This is a genomic window from Vitreimonas flagellata (assembly GCF_004634425.1).
Taxonomy (GTDB): domain Bacteria; phylum Pseudomonadota; class Alphaproteobacteria; order Caulobacterales; family Aquidulcibacteraceae; genus Vitreimonas; species Vitreimonas flagellata.
Genome location: NZ_SBJL01000001.1, coordinates 689,234 through 705,376, shown reverse-complemented (window position 1 = coordinate 705,376; position 16,143 = coordinate 689,234). Strand labels below are relative to the sequence as shown.

Sequence of the window (16,143 nt, the reverse complement as noted above, 5' to 3'; positions counted from 1 at the left end):
TCGCCTCGATGCGCGCCGCGTGAATTCACACGCGCCGCCGGCGCATCGACGTGCCGAAAGTCTTTCGTGACTCCCCAGCTTGTGGATAGCGCTGCAACTGGAGATATGCTAGCGAAAAAACCGGGAGGATCGATCATGCATCGCGCATTGTTCTCGCTTATGTGCGTCACGCTTGCTGCGTGCGCCTCAGCGCCGGCGACTTCATCCACATCCCCATCGCAAGCCGTTACTATGTCGGCGCCGGCCGGCGATCGCATGATGACGACGCGGCCGCGTCTCACCTGGGCGCGCCTCGACGGCATGGATTGGCCAGCGCCGCAGCAGGAATTCACGCAATACAATACGCGCGTGCGCGAGACGCTTTGGCTTGAGGTCTATAGCGGCGGCGGCGTCGAACTCTATTGCCGCGCGCGTTTCACCGGCGCCGAAGCCGCTGTGCAGATGACCAACGACGTCGAAATGCAGCTGGAGCACGTCTACCCGGCCGACAGCATCGCCGACCATTTCGGCTATACAAATCGCTCCTGCCGCACGCCGACGCCGGGCGTCGCGGCAGCGGACACTGACGCTGGCCTTTGCAAGGCGGCGGCCGCAGATCTCTACAATCTCTTTCCAGCCTACGCGCCGATGAACCAGAGCCGCAGTAACCTTGCTTACGCCGAGCTCGACGGTGAGGGCACGACCAATCCGAACTATTCCGACATCTGCGATGATTTCGAACGCGGCCGCATCGATGAGGAAACCTATGTCGAGCCGGCCGACAGCGCGCGCGGCGATATCGCCCGCGCCATTCTCTACATGCATTACGTCTACGGTCTGCCGTTTGAGTATGTGATCGCCGACCAAGAACTTCTTCTGCGATGGGCCAACGACGATCCGCCCGATCAGCAGGAGCTGCGCCGTGAGCAGCGCATCCGTCGTCACCAGACGGAATCTTGGAACCCGTTGGTGGCGCCGCGCGACGTCGCGTCATGAAATCCTAAGCTTGGCGCCGTCGACGACGAGGTCGCAACGACGGAGAAATGGCATCTACCCTCATTCGACGAGGCGCGTTGTCGGCTTTACACCGGCTTGAAATGACGGGTCTCGGTCTCATGTGTGGCAGCAAGAGTCGTCGCCCTCACTTCGAAGTCTTGCCAAGCTCGAAGCGGTTGATGATCGAAGCCGCTCGCCTCATCGACGACGTCGTCACTGAGGGCAGCCGAAGGCCATATCCCGTTCAATCCTTGCGCGCCCAATCGGCGTAACCTTCGCCGTCGATGACGTTGCCTGGCGCGCGGACCCGACCACGGAAACCGAAGCGCTCGAGGCGTATGCCCGCCGATGAAGGCGGCGGCGGGCTGCGCACCGGTTGATAGGCGCGCGCGATGTCATAGCGCGCCACCAACAAGCCGCGTTCGGGCATGTCCAGGTGCACATGCATGAAAGCGGCGCCTGCGGCGTCCATCAATGCCTGATCAATGGCGTGATCCTCGAAGAAGCGGCCGCTCTTGCGCAAAAAGAGGTCGTCATCGATCCGACCCGGCGCCATCACCGCGATGATGATTGTGGCGCCCAGATTGGCGAGGGCGTGCGCGACTTGGCAGCGCATCGCGCGCACATAGGTGGCGGGCGCATCCGACGCCAAGACGGGCGGTCCGAGGACATAGATGCCCTCGCTGATTTCTGCGATCAGCATGGTTGCCTTCCGGCTTGTCGTCAGCCGATCGCCACCCAACTTAAAGTGCGTGAGCGCAAACGCGGAGACAGGATAGTCGCCAAAGAACGCGTTCCAGCTGGCGTCCGCGCGCACGTCGCGGTCAAGGCGACGCTCGATGTGCAGGCGGGTTTCCAGATCGGCGCGCGCATTGTCGATATAGTCAAAGCGGTATCCGTTCTTCACGGCGGACACCGGCACCAAAGCGTTCATCTCGTCTCTCCAAGCCAAGCGGTCTGCGCCGCGTTTGAAAAAGAGACGCACGGCGACGCAGGTGCTTGAAGCTCACGATGAGATTATTTCACTTTAAGCGATTGCGATGACTTCACGCGGCAATTGCGCGTGCGCGCCGCCTTCTTCGAAGCCGAAGCCGAACACAGGTGCGTTCTCTAGCGCAGAGATCGGCGCCGTTGGCGTGCGCGCTTCCCACGCCGCGACCGCGTCGCTGAGTTTACGCAGACGCATCGAGGTCCAGATTGCACCTTCTTCGGGAATGTTGTCGTTCACACATTGCGCCGCCGCCGCTTGGCTGAGGCGCAGCAATGGTCCGAAGGCAGGCGTCCATTGCTCGTCGTCGCCGGCGAGCGTTGGGAAGAGAGCAAGATTCTGGACCATGTCGCGTGCGGCCAACGCGCCCGTGTCCATGCAATAGCTGCGATGGACGCTCAATTGCAGCAGGTTGAACAAGGAAAAGGATTTAGGAGTGCGCCGACTCTTGTCGCTCGACCAAAGCGCTTGGCACGCGTCGATGGTGCTGGGCAGGGGCGAGAGGTTAGCCAGACCCGGCAATTCACCGAGCGGCGTGCGCGAACGCAATTGATAGAAGGCGGGCTCGCACGAGAGCGGCAGCAGAAATTGTAGCCAAGGACTGGAAGGAAAGGTGCGACGGGCGCCGGAGGCCTGAAGCGCCAGACTATCGGTGCGTGCAGCGCCATCGGCGATATAGAAGACCGATTTTTTCTCGGAATAGAAATCGGCGCGTGCGATCAATTCGATCGCCCGCGTGCGGGCCTGCATGTCAAGTCGGCGCGACGACACGAACGGCGCCACAAGTCCCATGCCCTCGAAATTGTCGACCAGGTCGCCCACGACGCTCGCCCCGTGGATGGTGGCCCGGCCGAGCGGATCGAGTTTGGTGACGATGATGGCGCGGGGGCAGGAGGCGCGGCGCAGCAACGCCATGTTGATAGAGGCGCTGTCGCGATCCTGGGCGCGCGCGAAGAATGTCGCCAATTGATCGTAATCGGCAATGTGATCGTAGCGATAGACAAAGAACCGTGTCTTCGGCGTGCTCGCATACGACGCATAAGCGACACGCGACGCTGCCGAAGGCGCGGTCCTGACGCGCGGCGCGTCGGTCGACGGCATCGGCACCACGACGAGATCGTTCTCCGCCGTCAGATGCATCGCCAGCGCGCACGCCGGCTGCGGCTCAGGCTTCACGGCTGCGCGCGGCGCCCGCGAGCGCGCGCGCGCAATCGCATTTGCAGCGTCCGCGCAGATGCGCGCATCGTCGACGCCGGACGTGCTCTCAAACAGCGTCAGCGCGTCGTCCAATTGGGCGGCGATCTCTTCATCGGGCGCTTCAGGGGGGGCATCTTTGTCGAGAAAATGAGGATCCTTGCCGGCTTCTGCGTGTCGCCGCAGTCCGTCGACGAAGTCGTCGATAGGGTTCTTGCTCATGATGTGCTCTTCATTCGGATTTGCTGTTTAAGGGCGTCGGCGCGGTCATAAGCGCGGATTTAAGTTGAGAGCTGTGGCGGGCCTTTAGGCGGCGCACCAGCAGCGCCCGCAGCGTCTCTACGTCTGAATCGGAGAGCGGCGGGTCGCGGTCGGAGAAGGTGGGGTGATTGCGCAGCGTATCGCGTTCGATGCGGACGCTCTGCGATCCTTCTAGACGCCACAGATCCGCGAGTGCTGCGGCGTCTGGACGGTCGGAGATGTCGATGGAAGTCAAAAGCCCCTGAACGTCCGTAAAGGACAATTCGCGTTCTTCGGTGTGGCGCACCTGTGGCGGGTATCGGTCTTCTGCCTTCGCGGCGATATCGGCTTCTTGTGCTGCGGCGTCTTGGTATTTTTTTGCGGCGACGGCTTTTCTGCCTGCGGACTTTACGCCGCGATATCCGGACGTCCGCAAATACCCCAGCAGGGAATCTGGTGCGAACGGCGCCGCCAAATTCATACCGGGGAAACGGCGTTCGAGAAAGGTCTCGCCGATTTGCGCGGCGATAGCGTAGCGCTCGGCCGGGTCATTGCCGCACATTGTGTTGGAGTCGCCTAGATAAGTGTAGGCGAAGGCGACGACCGTCGCCCAGCAGCCAAAAGCGACGTCTTCCGATACGGGCCCTGCAGGTATCCCGCGTCGGGGATCGTGCAGAATTGTCTGAAACTCCGGATGGAGAATCATGGTGCGCAACGCCTCGCCCGGGACGTTACGGAGCGCCTTCGCGAGCGCCGCATTGATTTTATCTGACGATGAACCCATCGCACTATTCCATTTTAGCGTGACCGCCGAGAGCCCTCACCACCCCAAGGACGCGCCCCAAAGCTGCTGCTTGAAGGCGACGCAAAAAAATTGTCGGTAGGGCGGGCGCCAGTGATCGAGGTTGAGACGATCCGCGCCGCGCGCCTTAGCGCGCGACGCGGATGACGGACTATTCCTCCTTGGGATCAAGACCTTCGCGATAGCGCGCGGATGACCCCTTCAGCGAAACGTCGAACGAGCCCAAAAATGGCTTCAGCCATTTCGACACCTCGGCGGAGACGTCGAGCTGCACTTCATGGCGGCTGAACTCGCGCGGCTGCGAGAGGTTTGCGCTCTGGTCGAGCGGCGAGAGCACGGTGATCTCCTTGGCGGGATCCACCGGCGCCAGCTCGCCGCCGACGAAATCTGTCGTCGTCGGCTCCTCCGCAGGCGCAGCGTTGGCTTCCGCGGCCTCACTCATGGTCGACGCGAGCACCGAGAGAAGTGCAGCGCTCGCGGTGCGCAACGCGCGATCTGAGAGCGTCGCCGCTAGACCACTGTCATTTGCGGGCGTTGGCGTTGTCGAGGCGCGTTCGGCCTTTGTCGCCGTCGCGCGCGGCGCCATCGGTTTGGGCACAATTACGCCGGCGGTGGTATCGCGCCATTCATCGCCCGTATAAAGATATGGCGTTTCGCCAGCGGTGGCGTCGAGCAATTCGAGATAAAGGTCGCCGCCGACGAATTTGATCCGCTTCATGCGCACGCGGTTTTGCACATCGTCGGCGATGGGGCGGCGTACGCCGAGCACGCCGCGCGCTTTGTCCTGCCCGACCGTGCGGCCGTGAAAAGCGGTGCGCTCGTGCTTGCTGACTCCGTTCAACACGACGGTCAGCGCCAACAGGCGCCCTGGTGCGGATTCTGGCGTGAACAGCACGCTGGCGCCTTTGATGATTTCACGGTCGTCGCGGCGCACTTGCGCCAGGAGCTTCAGCTTCGCGGCGCCCTCGGGTGCGTAAGTCTTAAACGTGCGCTCGATCGCGCGCAGATAAGCGCGAACCTGTTCACCGTCCTCGATGAGCGCGAGGCTTTTGCGGTGATGCAGGATTTGGAATTGGTCATCGTCAGTCGATGCGCTGACGATATCACGATACGCCGTCATGTGAGCCTCCCGACAGGGTGTCCTGTGCCAGTACGAGTGCAAGCCGAAGCGCGAGATCGAGCGCTGTTGTCAGGTGCAGGTTCATTGAAGGCATCCTCGCATTGTTGTTGACGATGGAGGCAGTCTGAGACGCGTTGCGCGCATTTGAAAAGCGCACCGCTCGGAAGGCGTCGGATTTCTGCGCGGGCGCAAACGCGCGCCGTCGATCAGATCATTTTGAAATCGCGCTTATCGAAAATCGCGGTCGTTTCGCTGTCGTGCGCAAGCGTGTGCGCCGTTTGCAAAGCGCAGACGCACGCGCGTGAATCCGGGGAAAATCGGGCGCAACGTCTCAGTCGAGGATTGATTCAAGACCAGTTTTCATCAGCGCCAGACGCGGCGCCAAGAGCAGGACGCCATGCTCGTTCGTAGCGTCAATCGCCTCAAGGAGGCGCTCGTGGGCGTTTACCAAGTGCTGGCGTGATTCCGGCGAAACCGGTGCAAAGAGGCGGCTGAAAGCAATGTACGCGTTGGTCTCAGCGCTGAGCAGGATGCATTCCGCGAGTGGGGTATGCGCCAGCTTACGCAGGTGCTGCAGCGCGGTTTCGATGGCGAGGCGCATCTGAGTCGCGCGCTCGGCATCCATAATTTGTGCGTGGGTGTCGCGCATCGCCTGTTCGATCAACACCGCCAGCCGCAATTCATCGAGTTCGAGCACGGTTTCGAACGCGGCGCCGCCTTGTTCGGCGAGTTTTTCGGCGATGGCGACCGCGGCGCAGGCTGCGGAATATTTGCCGGTGTGCAAAAGGATGCGTGCGTCGTCGAGTTTGGCCAAGAGTCGATCGCGCACCGCCCCGCCGCGCGCCCGTCGTTTGTTGATTTCCGCGAAGCTGCGCACCAGCCGGAGTGTTGCGTCGTCATGTGTGGCCCCGAGCGCAGGCCAGGCGAGTTTGTCTTCAAACTCTAGCACTTCATAGGGTGTGGGACTGCGCGAAAGCAGATACCGCACTGCGGTACGGATGCCGCGCCCGGGCGTTACTTTCAACGCATCGATACCGCCGTCGCCGCCCAACGCGCGTTCAGCCCGATACCCTTCCATATAGGCCAAACCCGCGCCGCCGCGCCTGCCGAGCCAGTGACGGATTTCGCCGATGCGCATATTGAGCTTTCCGCGCGCGATGATCGAATCCACATCATCGCGGCCGCTCAAATCGTTCAGCAAAGATTGCGCAAGGCTTTCCGCCCATTCCAGCTTGTAGCGCTTAACCTCGTCGGGAAGTTTCTCCTCGCTTCTGCGCAGTGTGCGCGCCTTGATCGCGGGATCGCCGCAATGCAGCAGACTTAACGTCAAGCGTATGCGCTGGAGGCGAACCCAATCGGCGCGTTGCAGCGTATCGCGCGGCAAGCCTTCAGCCAGTTTGAGAATATTTAACAGCAGCGCAAACCGCTGCGCGCGCAACGCCGCGACCGCGATCTCGGTGAGCAGCGCCAATTGGTGCGGCGGACGCAATACAATGGCGGCCACCGGCATGCCTTGGGGATAAAGCGGTTCGCTGAACCAGGTGTCGCTTGTTTCAAACGCCGCCCAGGGTTTGTCCGGTGTCAGGAAAACAAGCAGCGCCGCCAATTGCGTCGCGGGTCCGCCATAACGTTCGTCAATGGCGCGCCCGCCGCCGCGCAATTCGTGACAATAGAGTTCGGCCCATGCGTACTGATAGGACGTGCGCGGGCAAGGGCGTTGCGTCGCCGGTGAGTCGAGTGGGGGTAATATCGCGAACGCAGGACCCGGCGCGGCCGATGGCGGTGCGTGTGCGAGGCCCGCTGGGTCGATGGAGGACAGCAGGGCGTGCAATGCCTGCAAATAGCGGCCGAACGCGGTGTCTTCAGCGTCGCCGCCGCCGCTGAATTGGTGCTGATGCGCCTGGTCCAGCGCTTCGCGGGCGATACACCAGAAACCATCGCGTGCTTGATTGGCATCTTCACGCATCCAGGTCTTCAAGACGAGACGACGGATCTGGTCGCGGAAATAGACCGAGGGGTCCTCGGCGTCGTCGTCGCGCACCCGCACAAACGAGCCGTGGCGGCGCGCCCATGCGGTCAAGGCAGCAGGACTGCAATCGAACGCGTCGATCGCGTCATGCATAGCTGTCGTGGAATCCAGCGCGCGCATTGCGGTCAGCAGCCGCACGAAGGTGGAACAGCGCAGTCCGTCATGGCTTGCAGCAATTAAGCCGAACGCCAACCGATCCATGGGGGTCAGCAAAGCCTCCCAGGCGCAATCGAAAACGTCTTGGGCGGAATTGTTGCGTAGGGCAGCGCTCAACCGACCGGCTTCGACCGCGAGCTTACCGGGCTTGCTCTGTTCAAAAATGCCGATAGCCAAGCGCATCGTCAAAGCGTCGAGAAGAAAGTCGTTCGCGCCCGGCGTGTCGGGAGAGGCAAGCTCCGCTGAGACGTGGCGGGCAAATCGCTTGGTGAGCGTGGGGCCAAGAATCTGCAGCGCGCGCAAATATTCGTCGGGCGAGGCGTGCACTTGGATAGGAACGGCCGCCGTGCGCCAGAACGCGGTCGGCAGGCTTTCCCCATTGGGCGGGTGTACGTTCTCACCTCCGGCAATCACAACGCGTGTGTCGGGATGCCCCTCGATGACGGCTTGCAGAACGTCGCCGATGCGATCACCGCGCAGGCGCCGGATCATGGCGTCAGCGTCGAACGGCTCGATATCGGCCACGATAAACAGCACCGGTGTCGCTTTGGCGCTTGCACGGATGAAGGCGATCTTGCCGTCAGTGTCGAGGCTCTCGCGCAGCGTATCGGCGGCTGGAATGTTTGCGGCGAAGAACTGAAAAACACGATCGACGAACACTTTGGTGCTGACCGCTTCGGCGGCGAGCGCCAGAGCAGGCATGCGTTTTCGATCCGAGCGCACGAGGAATCCGTCTTCCAGACCGCGCACGACAGATTTGAGGATTTCCCGCTTGGCCGAGAAGGGCGCGCCATGAATGTAGAAGATGCGTTCGGCGTCATCACGCAGCGCGGTGCGGACCCGTTCGGCCAACAATTTTGCCGGCGGTGCTGGCGTATCGTCGTCGCGCCCCTCCCAATAAGCCGGCAATGAAAGCGGCGAAGCGATCAAGGGTCGAAGCGGAACATCGGTGTCGGTGCCAAAGAAAAACGCGGCGTTGACGCATTCTTTCAGCGAAGATTGCGGCGTGCGGATCGCCGCCATTAAAGCGGGGGCGTCTTCAGTTTTGTATTTCAACGCCACGGCCGCTTCGATCAGCAAGCCGCGATGCAGCAATTGGTAATCCGGGATCTTCTGCTTGCCTTTGATCACGCTGCAGATGGTACTGGCGTTGATGATTTTGCCGCCGCGTTTGACGGGCCAAGCGCGCGCCACATCATATTGGGTGAACATTGCGCGGCCGAGGCCCTCGACGGTGGTCAAGCGTGCATTTGGCGCTGTCACGATAATGCAGCGAAGGATGTGCACAATCTCGTCGTCGCTGGGCTCCACCTTCGATCCTTGGGCCCGTTGTTCGAACTCGCGCACGAACGGACTACGCACGGAAAGTTTGGCTATGGCGTGCTTGCGATGGAGATCGGACATCGCGCGTTATCGGCGCTGCGTTGAAATCAAAGCGTGAGCGTAAGCGCTCGCAGCCCAGGTCGACCTAGCCATGCGATCCCCCCCGGAACCCGCCCCGTTGTGCAGACTTCGACCGCTTTGAGGCGTTGAAAGTCTAGGTTGCGGTCCAAAATGCGCAAGTCCTCGACCGGTTTCATCGATCGAGCCAATGGCCGAGACGCGCATCGCGGTCTCTATTGCCGCCTCAATGGCCGCGTCTTTCAGCTGGTCAAAGGCGGCGACAAGAAATTCCACATGTTCCGGCCGAAGGCGCTCGCTGGTCCGGGCGCGCTTGTCGGGCGCTACACTTCTCGTGGTGATGCGACTTCAGCGCTCGAGACGATCGCCTACGCCTGACCCAATGACAGCGAATGATCCAGCCGCAGGGTGCGCTGGCGCGAGATCGTTCCGCATACGTTCCACATGAAACACGCGCGACGGCAGCCTCAGGTGGGCGCCGCATCATCACGGGCGATCGCCGGGCGCCAGTTGTTCGCGCTCAAGAAACGCAAGCGCTAAGTCCCGCGCTTATAGGCGAGGCGCATCGCGATGAATCCGTTCAAGCAGCTCGCCAAAAGTCGGTTGCCCACGGAAATACAGCGCTGAGGTCGAAACGTAAGCGGCCTCGTACGCGCTTCGGATCGAGGTGTCGGAGAGCACGAACGCATCATTGGCGGCAATGTCCTGATTATCCGCAGCTGGAAATCGTTTGGCTTTGTGCGCCACATAGAGTGCGGTCCCGATGAAACTTTGCACGTCGCGATCGGCTAGCAAGCAATAGACGTCATAATAGTGCCGCATGAAGTTCTGCGGCATCTTCCCAGTCGCTTGGTGTTGGCGGTGCTTGGTGGAAATCGTCTGCAGCTTTTCAACGAGCGTGTAGCCTGGCTCGTAGCAGGGGACGCCCAGGGCTCTGTTATCAATGATGTCGGTGACGCCGGCACGCGACGCAGCGTCGTAGGCCCATGATGAAATGTCACGCGGACGATTGGGCGCTACCTGATCGAACCCGGCTTCTAGCAGCACGCCTTGTTTGATGCCCGCGGGCAGTGGGAAAGCGCTTTGGTAGAGGAGCCGCACGCCGCCGCTTCGATAGCGTGTGTCATCGAACGCAGTGTCGCGCTCGACCTTGCCAAACCCCGAGATGACGATGGATTGCGCCAACCCGTCATAGAAGGCGCGTCGCGCCTCAGCATGGTGTTCTTTGTCGTGATTGGCCCCAACGGGCAGGTCTGCCGGCGGCTCGATACGGATATCGATGTCTTCAGAGAAGCGATCGATAATGCCGTAGCCTTTGGAAAGCGATGTCCCGCCCTTGAGTTCAAACCGTCTGCCAAGCTGCTGTAGACCCCAAAGCGCATGCATGATCCAATAATCCTTCTCCACGAGGCTTGGATCGGTGCCGAGGCTCCGACCGGTGACGGCCAAAAGATCGGCGAAGTCCGGCTCCTCGTGGAGAAGTCTCATGCCGCGAGACCTGCGTTGTCGTCCTCGAGCACCGGCGCAAGCAATCGACGAACCCTTGCGGAGTCGTAGTCGTGAACAGCCTTCGACAAACGCGTTGCGTCCATCTCCGCAGCACGCGCCAACGCACGCTCTCGAACGGCGTCGGTGTCTTCTGCCAACCGGTCGAGGTTGTGGAGGAGGTCGACCAACAGGAATTCCGCGCTGACCGTCTTTGGGAAAGACATCCGGCGCCGGAATTCATAAGGCCGCCCATCGAGGTCGAGCCGGCCATGGCGCTTGCGATTATAGACGACCGGCGCGTTGTAGAGTTGCGTCGTACCCACCCCGAGACCGTTATAAGCATTGGGTGAGACGAGCAGATAGCGATCGTCGCCGAGGAAGGCGCCGACCAGCTCCTCATCCGCCGCGGCTGCTTTGCCAAACCGCGTTTCGCGCGGGACCATATAAAGACCGCCTGACACCTTCTCGAGCCGGCCTTCTTCGACCAGCTGCGCCAGATGGCGATCGACAGCCTTTGACCACCGCGCAAGCTCCTTGCGGCGGTAGACCTGACCTGGACGCAGGTGCTTTCGGAGAGGGTTCAGAGCGGACATGCTTTTCCTACTCGGCGAAGATAGTAAGGCCGCATCACATTGCAAGAAACGTTATTAAAATATCATGCAATAGGGACGAGGACCGTTGCAAGCGTCCCGTATTCGCTCCACGCGATGCGCATAAGGGTGTGGGGGGCCACGAAGGGCAACTTTGGGCGCCAAAAACGGCGTCACAATTTGATGGAATTTCCCATAATAGCGTTCCATCGCTTAGCGCTAAGTCATTGATTTATATAGGCGCCAGAATTCGGTCATTTGATGGAACAGTGCTTGATTTTGTTCAGTTTTTTCAGTCCTGTCACGCCGGAGGTCGCGGGTTCGAGCCCCGTCACTCGCGCCATTGCGGATTAGATCAATCCCAACTTTGGTCAACACGCTCGGCGCGTGTGCCTGCATCAACTTACCGCTCGCGCACGACGACGAATGGCGCTTGTCGAAAAGGCCGGTCAGCCATCGTACGCGAAAGCGTAATTATCGTTTCACATTAGCTTTGTCACTGCGTGAGTGGCCCTGATGCGGGAGGCCGAGCCTTTGTTTGAGCTCGGCGCATCGGGGCATTTCAGATGGTGCGGGCACTGGGCCTGGAGGCGCGCGTACGCGAGGCCGACAACGTTCTCGTTGGCGCTACTGATTGCGACCCCGATCCGCAATTGGCCGCGGCGCTTTACAAGGACGCCGCCGAGAAAGGCGCTGGCGCTGCTGCTGCGCGACTTGCAATGCTGACCGCTGTCGGCGTGGGCGGCGCCCCGCACTGGCCGGACGCACTCGACTGGTTGGCGTTGGCCGCCCAGCTGGGGGACGCGCCCGCACAATTTCAGATGGCGGTCTTGGCGCCGCGGCGCCGCGCCGTCCCGCGCGATCCATCGGGCCGAAACATTTGGCATCGGCTTCGCAACGAGATCGAGATTCGCTTCTTGTTTGCGCCGCCACGCGTGAAAGTGGTCTCGGACGAGCCGCGCGTGCTGCTGGTGGAGGGCTTCTTGACGACGCGCTGCGCCAATTGGCTCAAACGGCGCGCGCAGGGGCGGCTGGCCCGCGGCATGATCAACGACGCGATGACCGGTGAGACGCATGAACATCCGATGCGCACCGCAAAGGTCGCCGCCTTTCCAATCCTCGAACGCGATGTGGTGGTGGCGCTTTGCCAGGCGCGCGCAGAAATGGTGACGGGCGTGCCGGTGGCGCTGCACGAGCCGCCGAATGTGATCAGCTACCTACCGGGGCAACAATTCGAGCCACATTTCGACTTCTTCGACCCACTCTCGGGACATTTCGACGAGGAAGTCGCGCTTTTCGGGCAGCGCGTGCTGACCTGCGTGACCTATCTCAGCGACGATTTCGATGGCGGCGAGACCGCGTTTCCGGAATTGGGCCTCAAGGTAAAGGGACGCCCAGGCGATTGCGTCTTATTCGCAAATGTGGACGCGCGCGGCGAACCGGAGCGGCGTAGTTTGCATGCCGGCTTGCCGCCGACGCGCGGGCGTAAATGGGTGCTGTCGCAATGGCTGCGCAACAAGCCGCAGGCGCTGGTTTAAGGGCGGTAATTGCTGCCCAATTTTGCTGTCAGATCGCGCATGGACATAACGAACGGGCGCCCCTAGCTTCCGCGCGATTTCGCGGCTGCGGCGCCAATGCTCTGGCGAGGCGGCCCGACGCGGCATAGGTGGGGGACATGGGCCTCGAACTTCTAGATTATCTGCCGATCCTGATCTTCTTCGCCATCGCTCTGGTGATGGGCGCGGGCTTCCTCATCGCGGCGTGGGTGGTCGCGCCGAAGAGCCCGGACAAAGAAAAAGTGTCGGCCTACGAGTGCGGCTTCAACGCGTTCGACGACGCACGCATGAAGTTTGACGTGCGCTTCTATCTCGTGTCGATCCTCTTTATCATTTTCGACCTTGAGGTCGCGTTCCTGTTTCCGTGGGCGATCACGCTCGGTGGCATGGACCCAGCGCTCGGTCAGTTCGCATTCTGGTCGATGATGGCGTTCCTCGGCGTGTTGACCGTTGGCTTTATCTACGAATGGAAGAAGGGCGCGCTCGAATGGGAGTGATTACGCCAGCAGGCGCGGCTGCGCGCGCCGGTGTCGAAGGCGGCTTCCCGGTCAAGGAAGACGATCCGTTCTACACGGGGCTTTCGAACCAGCTTGCCGATAAGGGCTTTCTCGTTGCTGCGGCCGACGATCTCGTCACTTGGGCGCGCACGGGCTCGCTGATGTGGATGACGTTCGGCCTCGCCTGCTGCGCGGTCGAGATGATGCAGGCGTCGATGCCGCGTTACGACGTCGAGCGTTTTGGCTTTGCGCCCCGCGCTTCTCCGCGTCAGTCCGACGTCATGATCGTGGCCGGTACGCTCACGAACAAAATGGCGCCGGCTCTGCGCAAGGTTTACGACCAGATGCCGAACCCGCGTTACGTGATCTCGATGGGATCATGCGCGAATGGCGGCGGCTATTATCACTATAGCTACGCCGTGGTGCGCGGCTGCGATCGCGTCGTGCCGGTCGACATCTACATTCCTGGCTGCCCACCAACGGCGGAAGCGCTCGTGTACGGCATCCTTCAGCTGCAGCGTAAAATCCGCCGCGAAGGGAATATCGTGCGATGAGCCAATCCCTGGACGATCTCGGCGCGCACATCGCAGCGTCCATGACGAGCGCGATCACCGGCGAAACTATTGCTGCCGGTGAACTCACGCTGACGGCCAAGGCCGAGCAAATCCACCCGGTGATGATGTTCCTGCGCGATGATCCGCGCTGCCGTTTCACGACGTTGATCGACATTTGCGGCGTGGATTACCCGGAGCGCGGCAAGCGCTTCGACGTCGTCTATCATCTGCTGTCGATGCACTTGAACCAGCGCATCCGCATCAAGATCGAGACGGACGAAGAAGCCGCCGTGCCGAGCGTGGCCAGCATCTTCCCGTGCGCGGACTGGTTCGAGCGCGAAGCGTTCGACATGTACGGCATTCTGTTTTCGAATCACCCGGATCTGCGTCGTTTGCTCACCGATTACGGCTTCCAAGGCTGGCCGTTGCGCAAGGATTTCCCGCTCTCCGGTCACGTCGAGGTTCGCTACGACGCCGAACAGCAACGCGTGGTCTATGAGCCGGTGAAGCTCACGCAAGCATTCCGCAATTTCGACTTCCTCTCTCCGTGGGAAGGCATGACCCTGCCGGGTGATGAGAAGGCCAATGGCTGACGATCTCTCCAACGCGCCGAACGAAGAGAAGCGCACCTTCACGATCAATTTCGGGCCGCAGCACCCGGCTGCGCACGGCGTGTTGCGCCTTGTGCTCGAGCTAGACGGCGAAGTGGTCGAGCGCGTCGATCCGCATATCGGTCTGCTCCATCGCGGCACCGAGAAGCTGATCGAATACAAAACCTATCTGCAAGCGATCCCGTATTTCGATCGTCTCGATTACGTCGCGCCGATGAACCAAGAGCATGCGTTCTGTATGGCGATCGAGCGGCTCGCGGGCATCGAAGTGCCGCGCCGCGCCTCGATCATCCGTGTGCTCTATTCCGAAATTGGCCGCGTGCTGAACCATCTGCTGAACGTCACGACGCAGGCGATGGACGTCGGCGCACTGACGCCGCCGCTCTGGGGCTTCGAAGAGCGCGAAAAACTGATGGTGTTCTATGAGCGCGCCTCTGGCTCGCGCATGCACGCCAATTATGTGCGCCCAGGCGGCGTGCACCAAGATTTGTCGCCGCAATTGGTCGACGACATCGAGGCTTGGGCAGAGCAATTCCCGCAAAAAGTGCGCGACATCGAAACGCTGCTCACCAACAACCGCATCTTCAAGCAGCGTAACGTCGATATCGGCGTCGTCAGCCAGGAAGACGCGCTGAAGTGGGGCTTCTCGGGCGTGATGGTGCGCGGCTCGGGCATGGCCTGGGATTTGCGTCGCTCGCAGCCCTACGAAATCTACAACGAGCTCGATTTCAGAATTCCGCTCGGCAAGAACGGCGATTGCTACGATCGCTACCTCTGCCGCGTCGAGGAAATGTACGAGTCGACGAAGATCATTCAGCAATGCGTGAAGTTGCTGCGTAAAACTTCGGGGCCGGTGCTGCCGGAAAAATCCAAGTTCGCGCCGCCGCGTCGGGCGGAGATGAAGCAATCGATGGAAGCGTTGATCCATCACTTCAAGCTCTACACCGAAGGCTTCCACGTGCCCGCTGGCGAGGCTTACGCCGCCGTCGAGGCGCCGAAGGGCGAGTTCGGTGTTTATCTCGTGAGCGACGGCACCAATAAGCCTTACCGCCTGAAAATCCGCGCGCCGGGTTTCCCGCACCTCTCGGCGATGGATTATCTATGCAAGGGCCACATGTTGGCGGACGTCTCGGCTGTGCTGGGCTCGCTCGACATCGTGTTCGGGGAAGTCGATCGGTGAACCCGGAGCATGGACCGCTGATGCTGTGGATCGAGGGCATTGTCGCCCTCGTGATCGCGCTCGCGTTCGTGCTGCACGCGTTTATTGCGTTTAAGCCGGAGCATGTGGAGCACCATCCCGCACGCGTGCGCATCGGCGCTGCGATCCAGGGACTTACGATTGGCCTAATGATCGGCTTCGTCGTCGTTCCGCTGCGCATGCAATATATGGACGTGATTGATCCACGCGCCGCGCCGGGATTGTCGACGCTTTCGTTTCTGCCGGCTCTGCTGATGTTGATCGCGATCCGCCGCGGCGCCTTGCTGAAAGCGCCGGTGCTGAAAACGTATCTGCGCGCCTATCGCCGCGCCTCGCTGCTGAAGGCGCGCGACGACGCTGAGAAGGCGCTCGCGAAGCTCGACAAAATAGAAGGCCGGGGAGCGGCGGCATGAGTGCGGTAGAAGTCGTCCAACGCCAGCTTGAAGCCTACAACGCCCAAGACATGGGCGCGTTTCTCGCGACCTATGCGCCGGATTGCCAGATCTGCGATCTGAACGGCGCCGTCACGCAGAACGGCCGCGACGAAATCCGCGCGCGTTACGCGGCGATGTTCGCGCAGTTTCCTGAAAACAAAGCGCGGCTTGTGCATCGTATGAGCCTGGGTGACGTCGTCATCGATCATGAGGACGTGGTGCGCGGCCCGAGCGGTCCGCGCCTTGAAGCCATCGCGATTTACACTGTCAAAAACGGGCAGATCGCCCGCGTCGATTTCGTGAAGTGAGA

The 16,143-nt window shown here is 61.3% G+C and carries 16 protein-coding genes; 9 read left to right on the top strand and 7 right to left on the bottom strand.

Annotation, left to right across the window (positions count from 1 at the left end):
* The first annotated feature begins 135 nt into the window (after window positions 1–135).
* Window positions 136–975, top strand: a complete 840-nt coding sequence (locus EPJ54_RS03605; protein ID WP_167755553.1) for an endonuclease — start codon at window positions 136–138, stop codon at window positions 973–975.
* Between the two features lie 244 nt (window positions 976–1,219).
* On the opposite strand, the gene EPJ54_RS03600 is transcribed toward EPJ54_RS03605, so the two are convergent.
* The 5 genes from EPJ54_RS03600 to EPJ54_RS03580 form a co-directional block, all read right to left on the bottom strand.
* On the bottom strand, window positions 1,220–1,909 hold the full coding sequence (locus EPJ54_RS03600) for a hypothetical protein (RefSeq protein ID WP_135210290.1): 690 nt from the start codon (window positions 1,907–1,909) through the stop codon (window positions 1,220–1,222).
* A gap of 93 nt (window positions 1,910–2,002) precedes the next feature.
* Window positions 2,003–3,379 (bottom strand): hypothetical protein, encoded by a 1,377-nt coding sequence (locus EPJ54_RS03595; protein WP_135210289.1) that lies wholly within the window; start codon window positions 3,377–3,379, stop codon window positions 2,003–2,005.
* A 10-nt stretch (window positions 3,380–3,389) separates the two neighbouring features.
* On the bottom strand, window positions 3,390–4,112 hold the full coding sequence (locus EPJ54_RS03590; RefSeq protein WP_135210288.1) for a hypothetical protein: 723 nt from the start codon (window positions 4,110–4,112) through the stop codon (window positions 3,390–3,392).
* Between the two features lie 238 nt (window positions 4,113–4,350).
* Window positions 4,351–5,319: a hypothetical protein gene (locus tag EPJ54_RS03585; RefSeq protein ID WP_135210287.1), complete on the bottom strand. Its 969-nt coding sequence runs from the start codon at window positions 5,317–5,319 to the stop codon at window positions 4,351–4,353.
* A gap of 331 nt (window positions 5,320–5,650) precedes the next feature.
* A complete protein-coding gene (locus EPJ54_RS03580) occupies window positions 5,651–8,908 on the bottom strand; it encodes a hypothetical protein (RefSeq protein ID WP_135210286.1) in 3,258 nt (1,085 codons plus the stop codon).
* A gap of 150 nt (window positions 8,909–9,058) precedes the next feature.
* Here EPJ54_RS03580 and EPJ54_RS03575 point away from each other — a divergent pair, with 150 nt between their 5' ends.
* Window positions 9,059–9,283 (top strand): hypothetical protein, encoded by a 225-nt coding sequence (locus tag EPJ54_RS03575; RefSeq protein ID WP_135210285.1) that lies wholly within the window; start codon window positions 9,059–9,061, stop codon window positions 9,281–9,283.
* Between the two features lie 171 nt (window positions 9,284–9,454).
* Here EPJ54_RS03575 and EPJ54_RS03570 read toward each other — a convergent pair whose 3' ends face one another.
* Both EPJ54_RS03570 and EPJ54_RS03565 read right to left on the bottom strand, forming a co-directional pair.
* On the bottom strand, window positions 9,455–10,393 hold the full coding sequence (locus EPJ54_RS03570; protein WP_135210284.1) for a nucleotidyl transferase AbiEii/AbiGii toxin family protein: 939 nt from the start codon (window positions 10,391–10,393) through the stop codon (window positions 9,455–9,457).
* The gene (locus EPJ54_RS03565) at window positions 10,390–10,986 is read right to left on the bottom strand and encodes a hypothetical protein (RefSeq protein WP_135210283.1); all 597 of its coding nucleotides are present in this window, start codon (window positions 10,984–10,986) and stop codon (window positions 10,390–10,392) included. The genes EPJ54_RS03570 and EPJ54_RS03565 overlap by 4 nt, the downstream gene beginning before the upstream one ends.
* Before the next feature lie 563 nt (window positions 10,987–11,549).
* Here EPJ54_RS03565 and EPJ54_RS03560 point away from each other — a divergent pair.
* From EPJ54_RS03560 to EPJ54_RS03530, 7 genes are all read left to right on the top strand, one after another.
* Entirely contained in the window at window positions 11,550–12,521 is a 972-nt protein-coding gene (locus EPJ54_RS03560; RefSeq protein ID WP_135210282.1) for a 2OG-Fe(II) oxygenase, read from the top strand.
* A 137-nt stretch (window positions 12,522–12,658) separates the two neighbouring features.
* On the top strand, window positions 12,659–13,036 hold the full coding sequence (locus EPJ54_RS03555) for an NADH-quinone oxidoreductase subunit A (protein ID WP_135210281.1): 378 nt from the start codon (window positions 12,659–12,661) through the stop codon (window positions 13,034–13,036).
* On the top strand, window positions 13,006–13,590 hold the full coding sequence (locus tag EPJ54_RS03550; protein WP_135210280.1) for a NuoB/complex I 20 kDa subunit family protein: 585 nt from the start codon (window positions 13,006–13,008) through the stop codon (window positions 13,588–13,590). The genes EPJ54_RS03555 and EPJ54_RS03550 overlap by 31 nt, the downstream gene beginning before the upstream one ends.
* The gene (locus EPJ54_RS03545) at window positions 13,587–14,183 is read left to right on the top strand and encodes an NADH-quinone oxidoreductase subunit C (RefSeq protein WP_135210279.1); all 597 of its coding nucleotides are present in this window, start codon (window positions 13,587–13,589) and stop codon (window positions 14,181–14,183) included. The genes EPJ54_RS03550 and EPJ54_RS03545 overlap by 4 nt, the downstream gene beginning before the upstream one ends.
* Complete coding sequence (locus EPJ54_RS03540; protein ID WP_135210278.1) at window positions 14,176–15,381, top strand: NADH-quinone oxidoreductase subunit D; 1,206 nt, start codon at window positions 14,176–14,178, stop codon at window positions 15,379–15,381. The genes EPJ54_RS03545 and EPJ54_RS03540 overlap by 8 nt, the downstream gene beginning before the upstream one ends.
* Window positions 15,378–15,812, top strand: a complete 435-nt coding sequence (locus EPJ54_RS03535) for a hypothetical protein (protein WP_167755552.1) — start codon at window positions 15,378–15,380, stop codon at window positions 15,810–15,812. Before EPJ54_RS03540 ends, EPJ54_RS03535 begins: the two co-directional genes overlap by 4 nt.
* Window positions 15,809–16,141, top strand: a complete 333-nt coding sequence (locus EPJ54_RS03530; protein WP_135210276.1) for a nuclear transport factor 2 family protein — start codon at window positions 15,809–15,811, stop codon at window positions 16,139–16,141. The genes EPJ54_RS03535 and EPJ54_RS03530 overlap by 4 nt, the downstream gene beginning before the upstream one ends.
* Window positions 16,142–16,143: the final 2 nt, after the last annotated feature.